Source organism: Enterococcus gallinarum, from assembly GCF_021496385.1.
Classification (GTDB): Bacteria; Bacillota; Bacilli; order Lactobacillales; family Enterococcaceae; genus Enterococcus_D; species Enterococcus_D gallinarum.
This window is the reverse complement of record NZ_CP050816.1, coordinates 2,523,346-2,542,926: the sequence shown is the minus strand read 5'-3', so window position 1 is coordinate 2,542,926 and position 19,581 is coordinate 2,523,346. Positions and strand designations below refer to the sequence as shown.

At 40.6% G+C, this 19,581-nt stretch carries 12 protein-coding genes; 8 read left to right on the top strand and 4 right to left on the bottom strand.

Translation table 11 applies throughout. The features are described from left to right. Window positions 1–6 precede the first annotated feature (6 nt). The gene (locus HED61_RS12500) at window positions 7–6,324 is read left to right on the top strand and encodes a bacterial Ig-like domain-containing protein (RefSeq protein ID WP_234981393.1); all 6,318 of its coding nucleotides are present in this window, start codon (window positions 7–9) and stop codon (window positions 6,322–6,324) included. 227 nt (window positions 6,325–6,551) lie between these two features. On the opposite strand, the gene HED61_RS12495 is transcribed toward HED61_RS12500, so the two are convergent. Next, window positions 6,552–8,252 (bottom strand): M3 family oligoendopeptidase, encoded by a 1,701-nt coding sequence (locus HED61_RS12495; RefSeq protein WP_103299684.1) that lies wholly within the window; start codon window positions 8,250–8,252, stop codon window positions 6,552–6,554. A 161-nt stretch (window positions 8,253–8,413) separates the two neighbouring features. Between HED61_RS12495 and hprK the strand changes: the two genes are divergently transcribed. The 6 genes from hprK (at window position 8,414) to HED61_RS12465 (ending at window position 13,525) form a co-directional block, all read left to right on the top strand. Then, a complete protein-coding gene (hprK, locus tag HED61_RS12490; RefSeq protein WP_003126230.1) occupies window positions 8,414–9,349 on the top strand; it encodes an HPr(Ser) kinase/phosphatase in 936 nt (311 codons plus the stop codon). 15 nt (window positions 9,350–9,364) lie between these two features. Continuing rightward, window positions 9,365–10,195: a prolipoprotein diacylglyceryl transferase gene (gene lgt / locus HED61_RS12485; protein WP_103299686.1), complete on the top strand. Its 831-nt coding sequence runs from the start codon at window positions 9,365–9,367 to the stop codon at window positions 10,193–10,195. Between the two features lie 74 nt (window positions 10,196–10,269). Next, window positions 10,270–11,292, top strand: coding sequence for an NAD(P)H-dependent glycerol-3-phosphate dehydrogenase (locus HED61_RS12480; RefSeq protein ID WP_113849577.1), 1,023 nt, complete (start codon window positions 10,270–10,272; stop codon window positions 11,290–11,292). Between the two features lie 18 nt (window positions 11,293–11,310). Continuing rightward, complete coding sequence (gene galU, locus HED61_RS12475) at window positions 11,311–12,231, top strand: UTP--glucose-1-phosphate uridylyltransferase GalU (RefSeq protein ID WP_003126234.1); 921 nt, start codon at window positions 11,311–11,313, stop codon at window positions 12,229–12,231. Between the two features lie 173 nt (window positions 12,232–12,404). Then, complete coding sequence (locus tag HED61_RS12470) at window positions 12,405–12,830, top strand: DUF948 domain-containing protein (RefSeq protein ID WP_113849578.1); 426 nt, start codon at window positions 12,405–12,407, stop codon at window positions 12,828–12,830. A gap of 14 nt (window positions 12,831–12,844) precedes the next feature. Next, the gene (locus tag HED61_RS12465; RefSeq protein WP_003126236.1) at window positions 12,845–13,525 is read left to right on the top strand and encodes a YtxH domain-containing protein; all 681 of its coding nucleotides are present in this window, start codon (window positions 12,845–12,847) and stop codon (window positions 13,523–13,525) included. Window positions 13,526–13,691: 166 nt separating this feature from the next. On the opposite strand, the gene HED61_RS12460 is transcribed toward HED61_RS12465, so the two are convergent. Both HED61_RS12460 and HED61_RS12455 read right to left on the bottom strand, forming a co-directional pair. After that, window positions 13,692–14,558 carry an NAD-dependent epimerase/dehydratase family protein gene (locus HED61_RS12460; RefSeq protein ID WP_219644998.1) on the bottom strand — a complete coding sequence of 289 codons (867 nt, stop codon included), beginning with the start codon at window positions 14,556–14,558 and terminating at the stop codon, window positions 13,692–13,694. A gap of 15 nt (window positions 14,559–14,573) precedes the next feature. After that, complete coding sequence (locus HED61_RS12455) at window positions 14,574–15,674, bottom strand: aminopeptidase P family protein (protein ID WP_156247409.1); 1,101 nt, start codon at window positions 15,672–15,674, stop codon at window positions 14,574–14,576. Window positions 15,675–15,869: 195 nt separating this feature from the next. On the opposite strand from HED61_RS12455, the gene ccpA reads away from it, so the two are divergent. After that, window positions 15,870–16,868: a catabolite control protein A gene (ccpA, locus tag HED61_RS12450; protein ID WP_060815299.1), complete on the top strand. Its 999-nt coding sequence runs from the start codon at window positions 15,870–15,872 to the stop codon at window positions 16,866–16,868. A gap of 134 nt (window positions 16,869–17,002) precedes the next feature. Here the strand turns inward: ccpA and HED61_RS12445 are convergent, their stop codons facing one another. Next, window positions 17,003–19,462, bottom strand: coding sequence for a transglycosylase domain-containing protein (locus HED61_RS12445; protein WP_219644999.1), 2,460 nt, complete (start codon window positions 19,460–19,462; stop codon window positions 17,003–17,005). Between the last annotated feature and the right edge of the window lie 119 nt (window positions 19,463–19,581).

Genomic DNA, 19,581 nt, shown 5'->3' with positions numbered 1-19,581 from the left:
AGAATAATGAAGAAAATCACTAAAAAAATAGAACAAAGTATGGTTGTTATTGCGTTGAGTCTTACCCAGATCACAACGCCAATACTGGTAATTGCTGAAACATCTGAGGCTGATCAGCCAGCTGAAACAACTAGTAAAATAGACAAAGAAAAAGATCCTATCTTGGCTTCATCTGAAAAAGAAGCTTCCTCATTCACTTCAAGTGCTAGTAGTCAAGAAGAAGCTGATACTTCTTCCAGTGAAGAGAACGAAGTGGATCAAAGTGAGGAAACATCAGGTATAAAAGATTCTAGTGTTGCAGAAACTGAAACCAACAAATCTTCTACTGATCCCAAAATAGCTAAGAAAGAAGAAAATGCTTCTCGTTCCAATCGACAAATAAAGGCGCAAGAACTTTTAAAGAAAGGAACACTGCTTACGATGGCTGATGAAGAGTACAGCCAAACACAGGAAACAAGAGTGCTAAATAATACACCAGTTAAACTAAAATTGGATTTTGAAATCATTGACGAAGATTACTTAGCTGGAACAACTGTTGTTTTTAGTTTGCCGGACACCCTTGGATTTACCGATAATCAAGGGACGATTCAAGGCATCGATGCGACTTGGCAAGTAGACAGTGCCAATCGTCAAGTAACGATCACTTTTAATCAAGCTATCCACGATGCAACATTTTCCCTTGAATTAAAGAGTTATCTTTATTCAGAAAGTACCCCGCAAATCAAAGTGACAATTGATGATCTAAATAAAACCAGTTATGCGATCGATCTTTATGAAGATGTCGAATCATTGAAGTACGAGCAACAAAAAAACATTTTTGGTCTAGATGGTACAGTGTATTATAATTTAGACCGCAAGCTCTCGGGAACGGAAACACTCTCTTTGCAACTTATTGACATCCCAGGAGCAGTTTTCAAAAAAATAGAATCGCAACCACTAAAGGTTTATAGCTATGATGTAGATATCAAAGGAAATATCAAGCCAGAAACGCAAACGGAGCTAGTCGCTGGCACAGATTATACAATTACAGCTAATGACTTACAAAATACAGCAGTTGAGATCAAACAAATGGATCAGCAAAAGGCTTATGGTGTTGTCTATCAATTCACGATGAGCTTATCTGAAATTAGTGACCATCAGTATTCTTATTACAAAAACTATCCAACCACCGGTTTTGGATCAGTAAATCTTGAACCATCGGCTGGGGAGTACCGTGGAATTTCTTTTGTGGCAAAAACTAGTCAAACTGAAAAAGAAATTTCATCAAGGTATTATACAGCTGTTGCCGGTGGAAATTTATATTCCAATGAAAAGGGATCCTACTATTTAACATTACATGGCATGCCAACTGAAATGAAAAAAGGACAGCAGATAACGATATCCGCTGAAAATGGACAGGAACTTACAGTGAAGCAACTAATGGTCAATGATGCTTTTTATCAAAATGTACCTTTAGATGAATACTTTAAAGTCGAAAATTCTAACGGCATGTTGACCTTGACGGCAACCAAAGACAGTAACCTAGCATTTTCCATGATTCATCTTACGGTTCCTTTTGATCAAAAAGACATCGTCATGAATGTCACGACTCCTTTGATTCCCAATGAAAAATTCAAAGTGATTGGGGATGATTATGTACAACCGATCTCAGTTTTATATCCTAATTCAGCTGAGACAGCTTGGGGGAACTACAACCAAAATGGTGCCTATGCAAATGATACTTCAGTCAACGTTGAAGGAAGCACAACACAACCTGTCGAAAATCTTAAAATCTTCGTCGAACATCCAGATTATTTGACACTTAGAAAAGTTCCAGAAGTGAACTATTATTACAAGATCGATCAAGATTACCGTATCGAGAAGGTTGAGGGAGGGTCCTTAGTTACTTTTATTACGCCAATCAATCGTTCAATTCAATTTGACATTGGATTTAATTATGTGCCAGACAGTCTCGCTTCTACAACGCGGATCCCAGTAGATAAAATTCCGATTAGTATCTCAGCGGATGGCTTGGATACTGTCAATACAACAGTTACCACTGGAAGAAAAAACTATTCAGAACAAACGTTGCAAGGAAGCAAAAATCAATTTTTAGTTAATGCCCGGCAAGATACCATCAAAGATCTGAAGGTACAAACACATGTACCAATGAATACAGATGTCGTATTTTCCATTATCGATGTCTCCAATGATCAAGTGGACGGGATTTATCCTCAATACTGGGATCGGGGGCAATACAATACGCAAGTCATGAAAGAAACAGATCCGAATTACCCTACCATCACGCATGATGAAGCGACGAATTATTATACGTTCGATTTTGGGACAACTAATCACAGATACATCATTGCCTATCATTATGCAAATGGTTGGCAGGAAATGAAATCAATTCTGATACCGGGATTTTCTAAAGAACCACTGTATGGTAATCAACAAGGGTCATCGACGGTCACTGTCTCTAATACCGCAACAGACATTATCGATATTAGTCAAAGGACAGTTACTAGCGCAAAAAACGTAACCCAAGTCACTGTGAAAACGAAAAACATTGATGATGGAACAAAGAAAGTTGTAAATCCAACGTTCAGCTTAAAATCTATTGGTAACACCAATGGAGAAATCGATCCAAACTCCATCAGAATCTCAAATGTTCCTGATGATAGTTATAAAGTAGAGAAAGTTAATGGTGAGATTCAGCTGGTTTTTGCAAACTATGTGCTTAAGGAGAACGTGGAGATCAGCTATACCGTCCTTTCTCAAAACGCTGGTCAAATTTCTGCATCAGCCACCATCTCATCCGAGACGATTGATACATTGTCCGAAGCAAAGCGCACCGCGACATCCACTATCGCAAATCTGCAATTTTCAGCAGGTGATTCGGAAGGGATTATCTATAAAACGTCTGCTTTACTTGATGTCTTTGATACAGAAAGGCCGACAAAAAAGATTGCTGGAGTTTCATTAATGTTAATCAATCAGTTGACTGGAACTGTGATCAACACCACCACTGATCAAGTAGGCGAGTCACAGTTGACAGATATTTATACAGGTAAATACAAGGTATACGTTTCAAAAGTCCCTGAAGGATATGTTGTTCCAGAAGATATTCAATCTGGTATGGATGTAAAAGTCAATCGAACGGGTAACCAGATATCTATTGGAATCACACCAGAAAAAGATTTATCCAGTATTTCAGTAAAAGACAGCACATTGTATGTAGGAGACACATGGCAAGCTGAGGACAACTTTGTTTCTGCGACGGACAAACAAGGCAATAACGTAACATTTTCAGAAGTAACTGTTAGCGGCGATGTTGATACTTCAAAAGCAGGTAGTTATCAAGTGACCTACAAAAATGGAATAGCTAAGTCAGTGGCAACGATCACCGTCGTGTCTGATCAAGCAACCGTGGTAGCCAAAGATAGTACGCTCTATGTGGGAGATTCGTGGCAGGCGGAAGACAACTTTGTATCCGCCACAGATAAAGATGGAAAAGCAGTATCACTCGCTAATGTAACCGTCACAGGTACGGTAGACACTACGACACCCGGAAAATATGAAGTCAGCTACCGCAATGGAAAAATCGAAGCAGTAGCTACGATCACAGTTTTAGCAGATCAAACAAGCGTCAAAGCAAAAGACAGCACATTGTATGTAGGAGACACATGGCAAGCTGAGGACAACTTTGTTTCTGCGACGGACAAACAAGGCAATAACGTAACATTTTCAGAAGTAACTGTTAGCGGCGATGTTGATACTTCAAAAGCAGGTAGTTATCAAGTGACCTACAAAAATGGAAACACCGAGTCAGTGGCAACGATCACCGTCGTGTCTGATCAAGCAACCGTGATAGCCAAAGATAGTACGCTCTATGTGGGAGATTCTTGGCAGGCGGAAGACAACTTTGTATCCGCCACAGATAAAGATGGAAAAGCAGTATCACTCGCTAATGTAACCGTCACAGGTACGGTAGACACTATGACACCCGGAAAATATGAAGTCAGCTACCGCAATGGAAAAGTCGAAGCAGTAGCTACGATCACAGTTTTAGCAGATCAAACAAGCGTCAAAGCAAAAGACAGCACATTGTATGTAGGAGACACATGGCTAGCCGAAGACAATTTTGTTTCTGCTACAGATAAAGATGGAAAATCATTGTCAATCGCTGAAGTAACTGTTAGCGGCGATGTTGATACATCAAAAGTAGGTAGTTATCAAGTGACCTATACCAATGGAACAGCTAAGGCAGTGGCAACGATCACCGTCGTGTCTGATCAAGCAACCGTGGTAGCCAAAGATAGTACGCTCTATGTGGGAGATTCTTGGCAGGCGGAAGACAACTTTGTATCCGCCACAGATAAAGACGGAAAAGCAGTATCACTCGCTAATGTAACCGTCACAGGTACGGTAGACACTACGACACCCGGAAAATATGAAGTCAGCTACCGCAATGGTAAAGTTGAAGCAATAGCTACGATCACAGTTTTAGCAGATCAAACAAGCGTCAAAGCAAAAGACAGCACATTGTATGTAGGAGACACATGGCAAGCTGAGGACAACTTTGTTTCTGCGACGGACAAACAAGGCAATAACGTAACATTTTCAGAAGTAACTGTTAGCGGCGATGTTGATACATCAAAAGTAGGTAGTTATCAAGTGACCTATACCAATGGAACAGCTAAGGCAGTGGCAACGATCACCGTCGTGTCTGATCAAGCAACCGTGGTAGCCAAAGATAGTACGCTCTATGTGGGAGATTCTTGGCAGGCGGAAGACAACTTTGTATCCGCCACAGATAAAGACGGAAAAGCAGTATCATTCGCTAATGTAACCGTCACAGGTACGGTAGACACTACGACACCCGGAAAATATGAAGTCAGCTACCGCAATGGTAAAGTTGAAGCAATAGCTACGATCACAGTTTTAGCAGATCAAACAAGCGTCAAAGCAAAAGACAGCACATTGTATGTAGGAGACACATGGCAAGCTGAGGACAACTTTGTTTCTGCGACGGACAAACAAGGCAATAACGTAATATTTTCAGAAGTAACTGTTAGCGGCGATGTTGATACTTCAAAAGCAGGTAGTTATCAAGTGACCTACAAAAATGGAATAGCTAAGTCAGTGGCAACGATCACCGTCGTGTCTGATCAAGCAACCGTGGTAGCCAAAGATAGTACGCTCTACGTAGGAGACACATGGCAGGCAGAAGATAACTTTGTCTCTGCGACGGATAAAGAGGGAAAAACGTTGTCAGTAGCTGAATTGGATATAACAGGGGATGTCGATACTACGACACCTGGCAAATATGAAATCAGCTACCGCAATGGTAAAGTTGAAGCAATAGCTACGATCACAGTTTTAGCAGATCAAACAAGCGTCAAAGCAAAAGACAGCACATTGTATGTAGGAGACACATGGCTAGCCGAAGACAATTTTGTTTCTGCTACAGATAAAGATGGAAAATCATTGTCAATCGCTGAAGTGACTGTTAGCGGCGATGTCGATACTTCAAAAGCAGGTAGTTATCAAGTGACCTATACCAATGGAACAGCTAAGTCAGTGGCAACGATCACCGTCGTGTCTGATCAAGCAACCGTGGTAGCCAAAGATAGTACGCTCTACGTAGGAGATTCTTGGCAGGCGGAAGACAACTTTGTATCCGCCACAGATAAAGATGGAAAAACAGTATCACTCGCTAATGTAACCGTCACAGGTACGGTAGACACTACGACACCCGGAAAATATGAAGTCAGCTACCGCAATGGAAAAGTCGAAGCAGTAGCTACGATCACAGTTTTAGCAGATCAAACAAGCGTAGTTGTTAAGGACTCAGTAGTGTATGTAGGCGATCAATGGGAGGCTAAGAACAATTTTGTTTCAGCAACTGATCGTGAGGGCAATACCCTATCAATTGAACGACTTCTTATTGAAGGATCTGTTGATACCAGCAAGGTCGGTACTTATCAGGTGAACTATTCTGTTGTTTCAGATGAGAAAGTAGCAAATCCAGCGCTGTTTGAGCGCATATTTGGGACAACCAAACAATTGGCTGTTACGGCAACGGCTACGATTCAAGTGATCGAAAAACAACCAGCAACGGACGATGGAAAAAAATCTAACAACAACGATCAAACTAAACCAGTTGATCCAAAGTCAAATGATGGAAGTAAGCTGATCAAAGCAACTGCTAAAGATCGTCAACAGCGAGTTTTGCCAAAAACTGGTTCGAGTGACAATCAAGTTTATCCATTAGTGGGGATTGCATTCATTGGGCTTGTTGTTACCTTCTTCTTTAGAAGAAAGAAAAAAGCGAACGAATAAGCTTATAAAACTGGCTCAATAGCCAAGCAAGAAAGCAGCGAGTATTCGTTGCTTTTTTGATGGTCCTTAGTAAGTTAGTCCTAGCAGCTGGCAAAAAAAGAGCTGACTATTCTTTTAACGTACCTGGTTGACTAGTTCGTGACTGCATGTCGTTTATTTAAAGGACTGCAATGAAAAATGGAACGAACAAATCAATGATGATTCGTTCGTTCCGTGGATTGTGTGGTCTATTTTAGTTGTTCTTCGGAAACATTCTCTAGGTAATCATCAACAGCCTTCAGAGTATCATCTAACGCACCTTTTTCAAAGGGCGAACGTAAGTGAGCTGTTTCGAGAATTTCAAGAAATGTTTGTGTGCCGCCGACTTGACAAATGGCCAAATAATCTTGCCAAGCAGTAGGATCTTGGGCTACGATCGAACGATACCAAAATTGAAAGGCACAAACTTGAGCTAACGTATAGTCGATATAATAAAAGGGTGACTCAAAAATATGTCCTTGTCTAAACCAGTAAAGCCCGCGATCCAAATCAGGAAATTCACTGTAGTCACGTTCTGGACAATAGCGGCGTTCCAGGTCTCTCCAACAAGTTTTGCGTTGCTCTGGAGTCCAATCAGGATTTTCGTAGACTTCTTGTTGGAAGTGATCAACTAACACGCCGTAAGGTAGAAATTGTAGACTGCTAGCCAGATGAGCGAACTTGTACTTTGCAGTTTCCTCTTCAAAAAAAGCATCCATCCAAGGCCAAGCGATAAATTCCATTGACATGGAATGAATCTCACAAGACTCGAAATTTGGAAAAAGAATTTCTGGCTCTTTGATCCAACGAGACTGAAACGCTTGAAATGCATGACCAGCTTCATGAGTCAAGACATCTACATCAGCAGCAGTCCCGTTGAAATTCGCAAAAATAAAAGGAGATTGATATTCCTGGATAAAGGTACAGTAACCCCCAGATTGCTTGCCTTTTTTGCTTAAAAGATCCAAGAGCTCATGATCAACCATGAAGTCAAAGAATTCACCTGTTTCTTGAGACAGTTCATGATACATGGTACGGGCTTTCTCCACTAATTCGTTTGCGGTGCCTTTCGGTGTTGCATTTCCGTTCGGATAGACCAATGGCAAATCCGCAAAAGTGGCTTTTGATAGCTGATTACGTTTTGCTTGGCGGGCATACAGCTTTTGAGTGATTGGGACAACTTTTTCTAAAATTTCCTTTCGATAGGTTTCGATCATTTTGCGATCATAATCCCAGCGGTTCATTTGGACATCTGCAAAAGCAACATAATTTTCGAAGCCTAATTTATGGGCGATTTCTGTACGCACTTTGATCAATTCATCATAAATTGTGTCGAATGTCGTTTCATTTTCAGCAAAAAATGCTGTTTGAATGTTTATTGCTTCCAAACGAATTTCACGATTTTTGTGTTCAGTAAAAGGGCGTAGTTGTGCAAGGGTATAGCTGTCTCCTTGGAACTCCAGCTGGGCGGAAGCAATCAATTTGCCGTAATCAGAAGTCAGTTGATTCTCTTTTTGGAATAATTCGATCAGTGATTCATCAAATAACTTCACGCGACTTTCAGCAAATAAAAAGAACGTTTCTGGATAGATAGTTTTTAATTCTTCCACTAGCGGTGAAGCGAGTAGACAACGGTAGAAACGAAAATCCAGTGATTCAAAATGAGGCTGGTACTCATTCCAAAATGTATCTTCTGCTTCATAATACGGATCCGTCGTATCAATTGAGTGTCGAATTGAAGCCAAGTTGACTGCCGTGTCGATCGTTCCCCGCAAATAATTCAATTCATCGATGGCTGCTTTCGCAGATTCAAGGTTGGCTGCTTCCTCAAGGTTGTGTAACGCTTCCAAATAATTGTGTTTGTAAGAATCAAAATCTGGTCGTACGTAAGTATAGTCTGAAAATTTCAATTAAATCCCTCCTCTTTAAAAATAATAGCATAAAATAAAAAGAAATAGGTAGTTCCAATAACACGTGTAGTAAGTTTTAAGATAGAATGATAAAATAGAGAGGAACAGTTTGCGAAAAAGAAGCAGCTGAAGAATCAATGGAGATGAAGAGAGGGACTATTATGACAGAAACCGTCAAGGTCAATGAGTTGGCTGAGGCTTTGAACTTAGAGATCGTCCAAGGGGATGAAACAAGTTTGGAACGGACAATCATCACCGGGGATATTTCGCGACCGGGGTTGGAATTGACCGGCTATTTCAATTATTATTCCCATGATCGATTACAACTATTTGGAAGTAAAGAAATTACTTTTGCTGAACGAATGATGCCGGAAGAGCGGTTGATGGTCTTGCGTAAAATGTGTTCAGAAGATACACCTGGATTCATTGTTTCCAGAGGATTGGCTATCCCAGAGGAAATGATCCAAGCTTGTGCAGAGCACAATATCGCAATTTTGCGTTCGCCTATTTCAACTTCACGATTGCTAGGTGAACTTTCGAGCTATTTAGATGGACGATTAGCAGCTCGAACAAGCGTACATGGAGTTTTGGTAGATGTTTATGGATTAGGTGTCTTGATTCAAGGAGATAGTGGCATCGGGAAAAGCGAGACGGCATTAGAGTTGATCAAGCGTGGACACCGGCTGATTGCTGATGATCGAGTAGATGTTTATAAGCAAGATGAACTGACACTGGTGGGAGAACCGCCCAAAATCCTCCAACATCTAATTGAAATTCGCGGAATCGGAATTATCGACGTCATGAACTTATTTGGTGCCAGTGCAGTCAGAGGCTATATGCAAGTGCAGTTGGCAGTTTACCTTGAAGCGTGGGCTAAAGATAAAAAATATGATCGCTTAGGTACGGATGATACAACTGTTCAGATTGGTGAAGTAGATATCCCGCAAATCAAGATTCCAGTAAAAACCGGACGAAATGTCGCCATCATTATTGAAGTTGCAGCCATGAATTTCCGGGCAAAAACAATGGGTTATGATGCGACACAAACGTTTGAGAATCGATTGACACAGTTGATCGAAGAAAATTCTGGAAATTAGAGAGGAACAGTTTATATGTTAGCTTTAGTAAATCGTGTTGCTTTTGAGTTGTTCGGTCTGCCAATCTATTGGTATGCGATCATTATTGTCTCCGGTGTCATCATTGCGATGTGGTTGAGTACGAGAGAAGCAGTCCGTGTGGGATTGAAGGCCGATGATGTAACGGACTTTATGTTGATTGGCTTGCCAGTTTCAATTATCGGGGGCAGACTGTATTACGTCCTATTTGATTTAGAACCTTATTTGAAAGATCCAATTCAAATTTTCAATACTCGTTCTGGGGGATTGGCAATCTATGGGGCTTTGATCGCTGGAGGAATATGGCTGTATTTCTTTTGCCGACGCAATTTTATTTCACCAGTGACCTTTTTGGATATTGCAGCACCTAGCGTGTTGTTGGCACAAGGAATTGGACGTTGGGGGAATTTCATGAATCATGAAGCTCACGGCGCAGAAGTCAGCCGTTCCTTTCTAGAAAGTCTCCATCTACCTAATTTTATTATTGATAATATGAATATCGATGGAGCTTATCGACAACCAACATTCTTATACGAATCTGTCTGGAATGTTTTAGGTTTTATTGTTTTGGTCTTACTCCGTAAGAAAAAAGGACTTTTAAAAGAAGGCGAAGTCTTCCTAGGGTATCTGATCTGGTACGGTTTTGGACGCTTCTTCATTGAAGGAATGAGAACGGATAGTTTGTACTTGTTTGGACCGATCCGAGTATCGCAAGTCTTATCAGCTGTGTTATTCTTTGGTGCAATCATCGTCTTGATCTGGCGCCGTAAAAAAACAAAAGTAAAAGATTACAACCGTTCCTATGGAGAAAATGAATATGTAATCTAGCAGTTATTTTTCAGCAACTATGGTAAAATGATTGAGTGAAGTTTTATTGTAAATGAACAGAGGAGGTTTCCATCGTGAAACAAAAAATAGCCGTATTAGGCCCTGGCTCTTGGGGGACTGCGCTTGCGCAAGTGTTATCCGAGAATGGTCATGAAGTGAAAATTTGGGGCAACAATCCAGCTCAAATCGATGAAATCAATACGTACCATACGAATCGTCATTATCTGCCGGATTTGAAGCTACCAGAAAATATTTTAGGTGTTAAGGCTCTTGAAGAAGCGATCATTGATGCAGATGCCATTCTTTTCGTTGTACCGACGAAAGCAATTCGGGCGGTCGCTAAAGAGTTTGCCGAAAAGGCAACCAATCGTCCCGTGATCATCCATGCATCGAAAGGATTAGAGCAAGGAAGTCACAAGAGAATATCTGAAATTTTGGCAGAAGAGATTCCTACAGAGAAACGACAAGATATTGTTGTGTTATCTGGACCTTCTCATGCAGAAGAGGTGGCTGTCCATGATATTACTACCATTACTGCAGCGAGTGAAAATGAAGAATCAGCAAAATATGTGCAGGAATTGTTCATGAATGACTATTTCCGTATTTATACGAACAATGATGTAATCGGGGTTGAGACTGGTGCAGCATTAAAAAATATCATCGCAATCGGTGCGGGAGCAATTGCTGGTTTAGGCTTTGGAGACGACGCAAAAGCGGCGATCATGACCCGCGGGTTAGCTGAAATCAGCCGACTAGGAGTAGCTATGGGAGCCAATCCATTGACCTTTATCGGTTTGAGTGGTGTCGGTGATTTGATTGTGACTTGTACGAGTGTTCATTCACGAAATTGGCGTGCGGGAAACTTACTTGGTAAAGGACACAGTTTGGATGAAGTATTAGAAAACATGGGAATGATCGTTGAAGGTGTAGCGACGACAAAAGCAGCGCGAGAACTGGCAGCAGCTTTAGGTGTTGAAATGCCGATCACCGAAACCATTTATTCTGTTCTTTATGAAGGAAAAGCAATCGAACAAGCAGCCAAAGAAATCATGCTGAGAGATGGCAAAGAAGAGAACGAGTTTACGCTTGAAAAGTAACGATAAGGAGAGAGACAAATGAATGTAAAAAAAGCAGTTATTCCAGCAGCAGGATTAGGGACCCGTTTTTTACCGGCAACAAAAGCAATGGCTAAGGAAATGTTGCCGATCGTTGATAAACCAACGATCCAATTTATTGTTGAAGAAGCTTTACAATCAGGGATCGAAGATATTTTGATCGTTACCGGAAAAGCAAAACGCCCAATTGAAGACCATTTCGATGCAAACTTAGAACTAGAAATGAATCTGCAAGAAAAAGGCAAAACTGAATTATTGAAATTGGTCGAAGAAACCACAGATGTTAATCTTCACTTCATTCGTCAATCACATCCTAAAGGGTTAGGGCATGCTGTCCTACAAGCAAGAGCCTTTGTAGGAAATGAGCCCTTCGTGGTAATGCTTGGCGACGACTTGATGGAAGATGAAGTCCCATTAACGAAGCAATTGATCGATGATTACGAAACAACGCATGCTTCAACGATTGCTGTGATGGATGTTCCGCATGAAGACACATCAAAATATGGGATTATTGATCCTGGCATGCAAGTTGATAAAGGATTATACAACGTGAAGAACTTTGTGGAGAAACCTGCTCCAGACAAAGCGCCTAGTGATTTGGCAATTATTGGCCGCTATTTGTTGACCCCAGAAATTTTTGATATCTTAGCTAATCAAAAACCAGGTGCCGGCAATGAGATTCAGTTGACTGATGCTATTGATACGTTGAATAAAACACAACGCGTATTTGCTCGCCAATTTACTGGTAAACGGTATGATGTTGGTGATAAATTTGGTTTCTTGAAGACAAGCATTGAATATGGCTTGAAACACCCAGAAGTCAAAGACAGTCTAAAAGAATACTTGATTGAATTGAGTAAAGAATTAACACCAACTGAAAAAACAGCAACCCAGCCAAAACCAACAAAAGAGAACAAGTAAGAAGAACGCTTGCCGAACAACTGACGATCAATCAAAGTTGTTCGGCATTTTTTTGGTTTTGTATGAAAGCGGATAGATTTTAGTAAAAAAAACAAAATTCGCTAGTCTTTTATTTGTAGAACGCCGTTTGAAATGCTATTCTTAATATAAGTAAAAGGGGAAGGAGACATTTTATGACAGGAGGAGAGATTGCAGCATTGATCGCTGCGATTGCATTCGTCGTACTTGTCGTTTTTGTTGTACGATTATTGATGCAAGTAAGCAAAACGATGACCAAAGTGGACAAAACAGTGGAAGAAGCCAATACCACGATTCGAGTCATCACCCAAGACGTAGATATCCTTTCAAAAGAAGTGGAGGGATTGTTGGTTAAGACCAATGAATTGCTGCAGGATGTAAATGGCAAAGTTGCGACCATTGATCCGCTCTTTACTGCAGTAGCAGATTTAAGTACCAGCGTCTCTGAATTGAATAGTTCAGGAAAGAACTTGGTCTCGCGAGTTGGCAGTTTAGGTCGAACAACGGCTAAAGCAACTGTTGCTGGTAAAGTAGGTCAAACAGCAATGAAGTTTTTCAAAGACCGTAACAAAAAACAATAAGAGGAGGAATTTCAATGAGTAAAAAAGGTGGATTTCTATTAGGTGCAGTAATTGGTGGGACAGCAGCAGCGGTAGCAGCCCTGTTATTAGCACCCGAGTCAGGTAAAAACTTGCGAAACAAACTAGCCAAACAAGCCGATGATTTATTGGATAAAGCTTCTGATTATGGTGATATGGCTAAAGATAAAAGTACCGATTTAGTGGAGATCGCTAAAGATAAAGCAGCTAAACTTGGCGAACAAGCTTCAGGTTTTACTGATTCATTGACTGCAAAAGTAGATGACTTAAAAGATAATGCAGCTAGTTCTTCTAGCGATACAGTTGAAGAATTAAAAAAACAGGCAGGAGATTTATCTGAGCGCTTCAAAAAATCTGCTGACGAAGTCAAAAATTCTGCTAGTGATCTTCATGAAGACGTCCAAGAAACAGCAGAAGACATTTTTATTGATGCAAAATCTTCCGCTGCAGACATGAAGGAAACGGTAAAAGAAGGGGCAGAAGAGGCTAAACCAATCGTAGATGATGCTGCAAAAGAAACAAAATCAGCAGCAAACGAATTGAAACATGAAGCAAATAAAAAAGCGGCTGATGTAAAAGCAACAACAAAATCAGAAGCCAAAGATGCGAAAGAAGATTTTGAAGAAGTCAAAGAAGAATTAAAAGATAAAATGGAAAAAAATAATCCAGAAGCATAATCTTTCTCTTTTGAAAGTTAAAGGAGCTGCTTTTAATCGGTAGCAAAAAAACATCCAAACGAAGATAAAATGCCGAGCCGTGACAACACGGTTCCTGCGATCAAACAGATCACAGACGCATTTATTTCTAGTTTGGATGTGTTTTTTTTAGCGAAGGCGCACATAGTTAAGCATTTTTGATCTCTTGATCACATAGTGAGTAGATCCAATCAGATAGTTGGGAGAATTGAAAGCCGTTTGCTTCAGCTAGTGCTACATTTATCGAATATTCAGGCGTGCCATTGTATTTTCCGGCTTCTCCGGTAGGTGATAAAAGTGGGTCAATGCCAGTTTCTTTTGAGACATAAGCTAAAATTTCTGCCAGTGAGAGGGTACCTTTAGCAGCAGCGTTGACGGGGCCTGTAAAGGAACTGGTTCCTAAAAATGCTAAAAATTTTCCTGCTTCTTTAGAATCGATAAAACTCATTTGATGGGAAAGATTGTCAATAAACATGGCTTTTTTTTGACAAACGGATTGAATATAGAAAGAGAATCGTTTGGTATAGTCATCAATTCCCACCACATAAGGAAAGCGGACAAATGCCGAATTTTGTGAGTATTTTTGGCTTAAAATCTCCTCGACACTGCGTTTTCCTTCTGCATAGTTCACTTGTTCTGAGGTCACAAGACGATAAGCATGTGCTGTTGGATCAAAATCTTTCTCGACCAGATTGTCATGGAAAGTTGGATAAACAGACATAGAGCTTGTGACAATATAGCGTTCGGTAGTGACATGACGCATCAAAATATCAATATCATTGGAGGTATAGGCGATATTATCGTAAATCACATCATAAGTTTCTTTTGTCAAAACAGATCGGATACTGTCTTCATCTTCTCTGTCAAAAATCAATCGAGTTACCTTTGGACCAAATGAGTCTGGTGTTTTTCCACGAGTAGCAATCGTTACGTTCGCATCCTGTGTAAGCAGTTCATTGACGAGATGTTTGCCAAAAAAGCGTGTCCCACCTAAAACCAATACATTTTGCGTCATAATCCATCTCCTTTTTTAATTCAATACTAGTAGCTCTTTTGCAGTTTTTGTAAACGGCACACAACCAGTTTCAGTAACATAGATACAATCTTCGATACGAACACCGACTTGTTCAGGAATGTAAATCCCAGGTTCGATGGAGAAACACATGCCTTCTTCAATCACCAAATCATTCCCGGTAATCAATGATGGAAATTCATGAACCGTTGTGCCGATTCCGTGACCCAATCGATGATTGAAGTATTCACCGTATCCATGACTTTCGATGACCCCACGAGCAATTTCATCCAGTTGACCCGCAGTAATGCCTGGTTTAACAGCTGCTTGGGCAGTCAGTTCCGCTTCAAGGACGATATCATAGATATTTCGTTGCAATTCAGTCGGCTCGTGATAGGCAATGGTACGCGTTGCGTCGCTGCAATAGCCATTCCAGATCACACCTAGGTCGAAGAGAATTAGTTCATTTGGTTTGATTTGTTGTTTACCTGGAACCCCATGAGGGCTTGCAGCATTGGCACCTGCTAAGACCGTCGTATCAAAGGACATGTGGGAAACGCCGCGTTTTTTGAGTTGATATTCAATCTCTGCAACGATCTCCATTTCAGAAATACCTTCTTTGACAGCAGAAAAACCAATCTCAAAAGCGACGTCTGCCCAATTACCTGCTTCAAGCAATGTGTCGATTTCCGCTGCTGTTTTGGTTAATTGCATTTTCTGGATCACAGGAGTGATATCAAGTGAAAAATCAGTTCCTGGAAGGAAACCATTCAATGCTTCGAAACGTTCAACAGTCAAATCATTCTTTTCTAGTGCTAATCGTTTGAGGTGATAACGAGATTCTAGCTCTGAACAGATTTTTTTCCAAGGATCTTCACTATCTAAATAACCAATCACATCGTAGGGCCAGCCACTATTTTTAGCTTCTTCAACTTCTAAAGCTGGTGTAAATAGGAAAGGGTCATTATCAGGTGAGAGAAAGAGTGCTAATACGCGTTCATGAGGTTCACTCTTGAAACCTGAAAAATAGGCAATCGTTGAAGGATTTGAGATATAAGCGACCTCAGCTTGATTGCTGGCTAACCACGTTGTCATTTCTTGTATTTTTTCTTTATTCATGAAAAAACCTTCTTTCAAGTATTCTTTCTCCATTTTAGCACGCTTTACTGGAGAATGCTTGTCCGTAAATATGTAAAATTGACTAAGTTTTCATGAAAGCGGAATTAAAACGGTTGCATATTCGCAAAAAGTTTGCTATTCTATCAAAGAAATGTAAATAAGATTTTCTGAAAACAGAATAAAGGGAGATATATCATGGAAAAACAAACAATTACGATTTATGATGTTGCTCGTGAGGCAAATGTTTCGATGGCGACGGTTTCTCGTGTCGTGAACGGCAATCCAAATGTTAAGCCAGCGACACGTAAGAAGGTTCTGGAAGTCATTGACCGCTTAGATTATCGTCCAAATGCTGTTGCACGAGGATTGGCTAGCAAAAAAACAACTACAGTCGGTGTAATCATTCCCGATGTCAGCAATATGTTCTTTTCTTCATTGGCTCGTGGGATCGATGACGTAGCAACGATGTACAAATACAACATTATCTTGGCGAATTCCGATGGCGATAGTATGAAGGAAGTAAACGTACTGAACAATCTTTTGGCAAAACAAGTAGACGGTGTGATTTTCATGGGTCATCGGATCACTGATGAAATCCGTGGCGAATTTTCGCGTTCAAAAACACCAGTGGTACTTGCTGGCTCAATCGATCCCGATGAACAAGTGGGGAGCGTGAACATTGATTATACAGCAGCTACGAAAGATGCAGTAAGTTTACTAGCCAAAAACAATCAAAAGATCGCTTTTGTCAGCGGTGCATTGATTGATCCAATCAACGGTCAAAACCGGTTGAAAGGGTATAAAGAAGCGTTAAAAGAAAACAACTTAGACTATTCAGAAGGCTTGATTTTTGAAGCGCCTTATAGCTTTAAAGAAGGCTTGGCATTAGTTGAACGAATCATGAACAGTGGAGCGACAGCGGCATATGTAACAGACGATGAACTTGCTATCGGTGTTCTAGACGGTTTGATTGACCGAGGTGTCAAAGTACCTGAAGAATTTGAAATCATTACAAGCAACAATTCTTTATTGGCAGAAGCTGCCCGTCCACGTTTATCTAGCGTGACACAGCCTTTATATGACATGGGTGCTGTAGCGATGCGTTTACTAACGAAAATGATGAACAAAGAAGAAGTAGAACAAAAAACAATTGTTTTACCCTATGGTATCTCTGAAAAGAGTTCAACGAAATAAGTGAGAAAAAAGAAGAAACCGTTCTTAGGAGCGGTTTTTTTATTTACATATAGATATAAAAAAGAACAGGAGCAACGATGTGCTTCCCGTTCTTCAGGTAAAACAGATTTTGGCAAATGACTGTGATGACGTAATCAGTCATCCTCTTTCTGCTCGTTTTTCCTTTCTTCCGTTTTTTCTGCTTCTTTTTGATTATTGTTATTGTTCGTGGCGTTTTCTTCTTTATTGGTACTTCTAGAGCCATTGTTCGTGGCTGTATTGGTAGAAGTAGATGTTGTTGTTCGGCTAGGGGCGATTTTCTTCCAATAATCTGCATAATTGGCATTCGATCCGCCAATCCCAAATTCAAAGGATGCTTCTTTGGGACCGCCTTTTGTCCAATACGAAGTGACTGTGTCGCTTGGATTGGTTCTTCTTGTGTTATCTACTGTGACCGTGCCGCCTGGAAGTGTTCCTGTAGCCTTAGACACTTTGACCTTTTTGACATCATCGGATAACTCGAATTTTTTATCTACTCCAAAGACCTTCTGGTCGGATTGATAAATGCGATTGATCAAATAAGCCATGTATTGAGCGGTACGTGTTCCGGCACTACTATCGGTGGCTTTGTTGTCATCACGACCGGACCAGCTACTGATGGTAATGGAAGGAGTTGAGACTACGAGCCAAGAATCGGACCAATTGTTTGTCGAACCTGTTTTACCGACCCAATCGGCATTTCCAAGGTTCCAATCCAGACCGCTAACAACGGATTTAAAGTTAGACGTCTTTTGTTCGTCAATTACACTGCGCATCATGTCATTCATGATTGATGCTGTTGCTTCAGAGAAGACTTGAACTGGTTTTTGTTCATGCTGATACAAGACTTCGCCTTCGTTGTTCTTGATCGATTCAATCACATAACCTTCCTGGTAAACGCCTTTGTTTGCTAACGTTTGGAATCCATTGGTCTGAGTTAAAACAGTTACATTGGTGACCCCTAAAGGAGCAGACTCATAAGCCCAACTATTGTCTTCAGGATAGTTCATCTTGCTCAAATAATTCTTATAAGAGAAGAATGGGTCACCTTCTTGCTCCCAAATGTCTTGAAAAATGTTTGTCGCAGCGATATTACTAGAGACTTCTAATGATTCTCGAATCGACATAAAGGTATTGGTTCCCTTATTTGTCGCGTTAACGATTGGTTCATCCGCATTTTCACCAGTGCGCCATTTAGCTGCGTAATCAGAGACCATTGATTCAGAACCCATCAAGCCTTCATCGATGGCAGGACCGTAAACGAGCATTGGCTTAATACTTGATCCAGCTTGTCTTTGGGCATCGAACGCATGATTGAATTGATTTTGCTGATAATCGCGACCACCAATGAACCCAAGCACACGGCCTGTTGCATTATCCATCATGACATTCCCAACTTCAATGGGCGCATCGCCCCAGTTATCCAGCATATAGCCATATTTGGACACAGCGTCTTGCATGGCATTATAGATGTTTTTATCAATGGTAGAGGTAACTGTGTAACCACCATTGACTAATTTTTGTTGTGCTAATTCTAAATATTTCTGATAGGTTTCTTCTTTACTGTATTCTTCTGCGCTAACTTTATCTTCGTCCGCCAATTGTTTAGCGATGATATCTTTGGCTTCATTGAGAACCGTATAATAGAGGAAACTCTGATCGGTCTGCTCAATGGCTTCTTGTTTTTTGAAGTCTTGTTTCAAATCATAAGCCATTGCTTCGTCGTATTCTTTTTTTGAGATGTCATGATTACGATACATACTAAAGAGGACGAAGTCTTTTCGATCTAAACCGGCACTGAGATTTTCTTTGATTTCACCAGTATTCGTGTACGGACTATAGACGATCGGGCTTTGTGGCAATCCAGCAATAAAAGCAGCTTGGGGCAGTGTAAGATCGGCAGCATTGACGCCAAATATTCCTTGGGCCGCTTCTTGCACGCCGGCAATATTTTGCCCTTTATTATTTCTACCAAATGGTGAAATATTTAAGTACATTGTGACTATCTCATCTTTAGAGAAAAACTTTTCGACTTCCATCGCCAAGAGAATCTCATTGGCTTTGCGTTTAAAAGTAGTTTCGCTTGAGAGAATTTGCTGTTTGACTAATTGCTGAGTTAATGTCGATCCACCGCCACCACCAAAGCCAGTTGCTTCAGAGAGGAGGGCACGGACGACCGCTTTAGGAACGACGCCATTATGCTGATTGAAATATTCGTCTTCTGTTGCAATGATCGCTTTTTTGAGATAATCAGAAATTTTATCTGAAGAAACCGATGTCCTCATCAGATCTGATCGAATCGTGGCGATTTTACTACCATCCGCATAAGCTAGCTGTGAAGTCTCTGTGATGTCAGTTAATTCTTGCTGCAGTTCTTCTTTTGACGGGGCAGCGGTATCTTCTACTAAAAATGCAAAATAGCCAACACCGATACCTAGTGCGAGTGAACCGCCCAGAATCAAAAAGGAAATTGCGACTAAAAAGAGCGAATGGAGCACGCGCAAGCTGATATTGAAATAAAACCAGCTCTTTTTCGTACTTGGAGATTTTGGTTGTTTTTTCTTATTTTGGGGCAAAAATGGTCACCTCAATGATATTAGAATAGATTCCGTTGTATTATAGCAAAAATCAACGCACTTGGATAGTTTTGCTCGTTATCACAATCAAATTATAACAAATACGGGATTGATCCAAA

Bases quoted from the DNA above. Each gene is read 5' to 3' on its own strand.
- HED61_RS12500 (WP_234981393.1), top strand. From the start codon at position 7: ATGAAGAAAATCACTAAAAAAATAGAACAAAGTATGGTTGTTATTGCG.
- hprK (WP_003126230.1), top strand. From the start codon at position 8,414: ATGACAGAAACCGTCAAGGTCAATGAGTTGGCTGAGGCTTTGAACTTA.
- lgt (WP_103299686.1), top strand. From the start codon at position 9,365: ATGTTAGCTTTAGTAAATCGTGTTGCTTTTGAGTTGTTCGGTCTGCCA.
- galU (WP_003126234.1), top strand. From the start codon at position 11,311: ATGAATGTAAAAAAAGCAGTTATTCCAGCAGCAGGATTAGGGACCCGT.
- HED61_RS12470 (WP_113849578.1), top strand. From the start codon at position 12,405: ATGACAGGAGGAGAGATTGCAGCATTGATCGCTGCGATTGCATTCGTC.
- HED61_RS12465 (WP_003126236.1), top strand. From the start codon at position 12,845: ATGAGTAAAAAAGGTGGATTTCTATTAGGTGCAGTAATTGGTGGGACA.
- HED61_RS12460 (WP_219644998.1), bottom strand. From the start codon at position 14,558: ATGACGCAAAATGTATTGGTTTTAGGTGGGACACGCTTTTTTGGCAAA.
- HED61_RS12455 (WP_156247409.1), bottom strand. From the start codon at position 15,674: ATGAATAAAGAAAAAATACAAGAAATGACAACGTGGTTAGCCAGCAAT.
- ccpA (WP_060815299.1), top strand. From the start codon at position 15,870: ATGGAAAAACAAACAATTACGATTTATGATGTTGCTCGTGAGGCAAAT.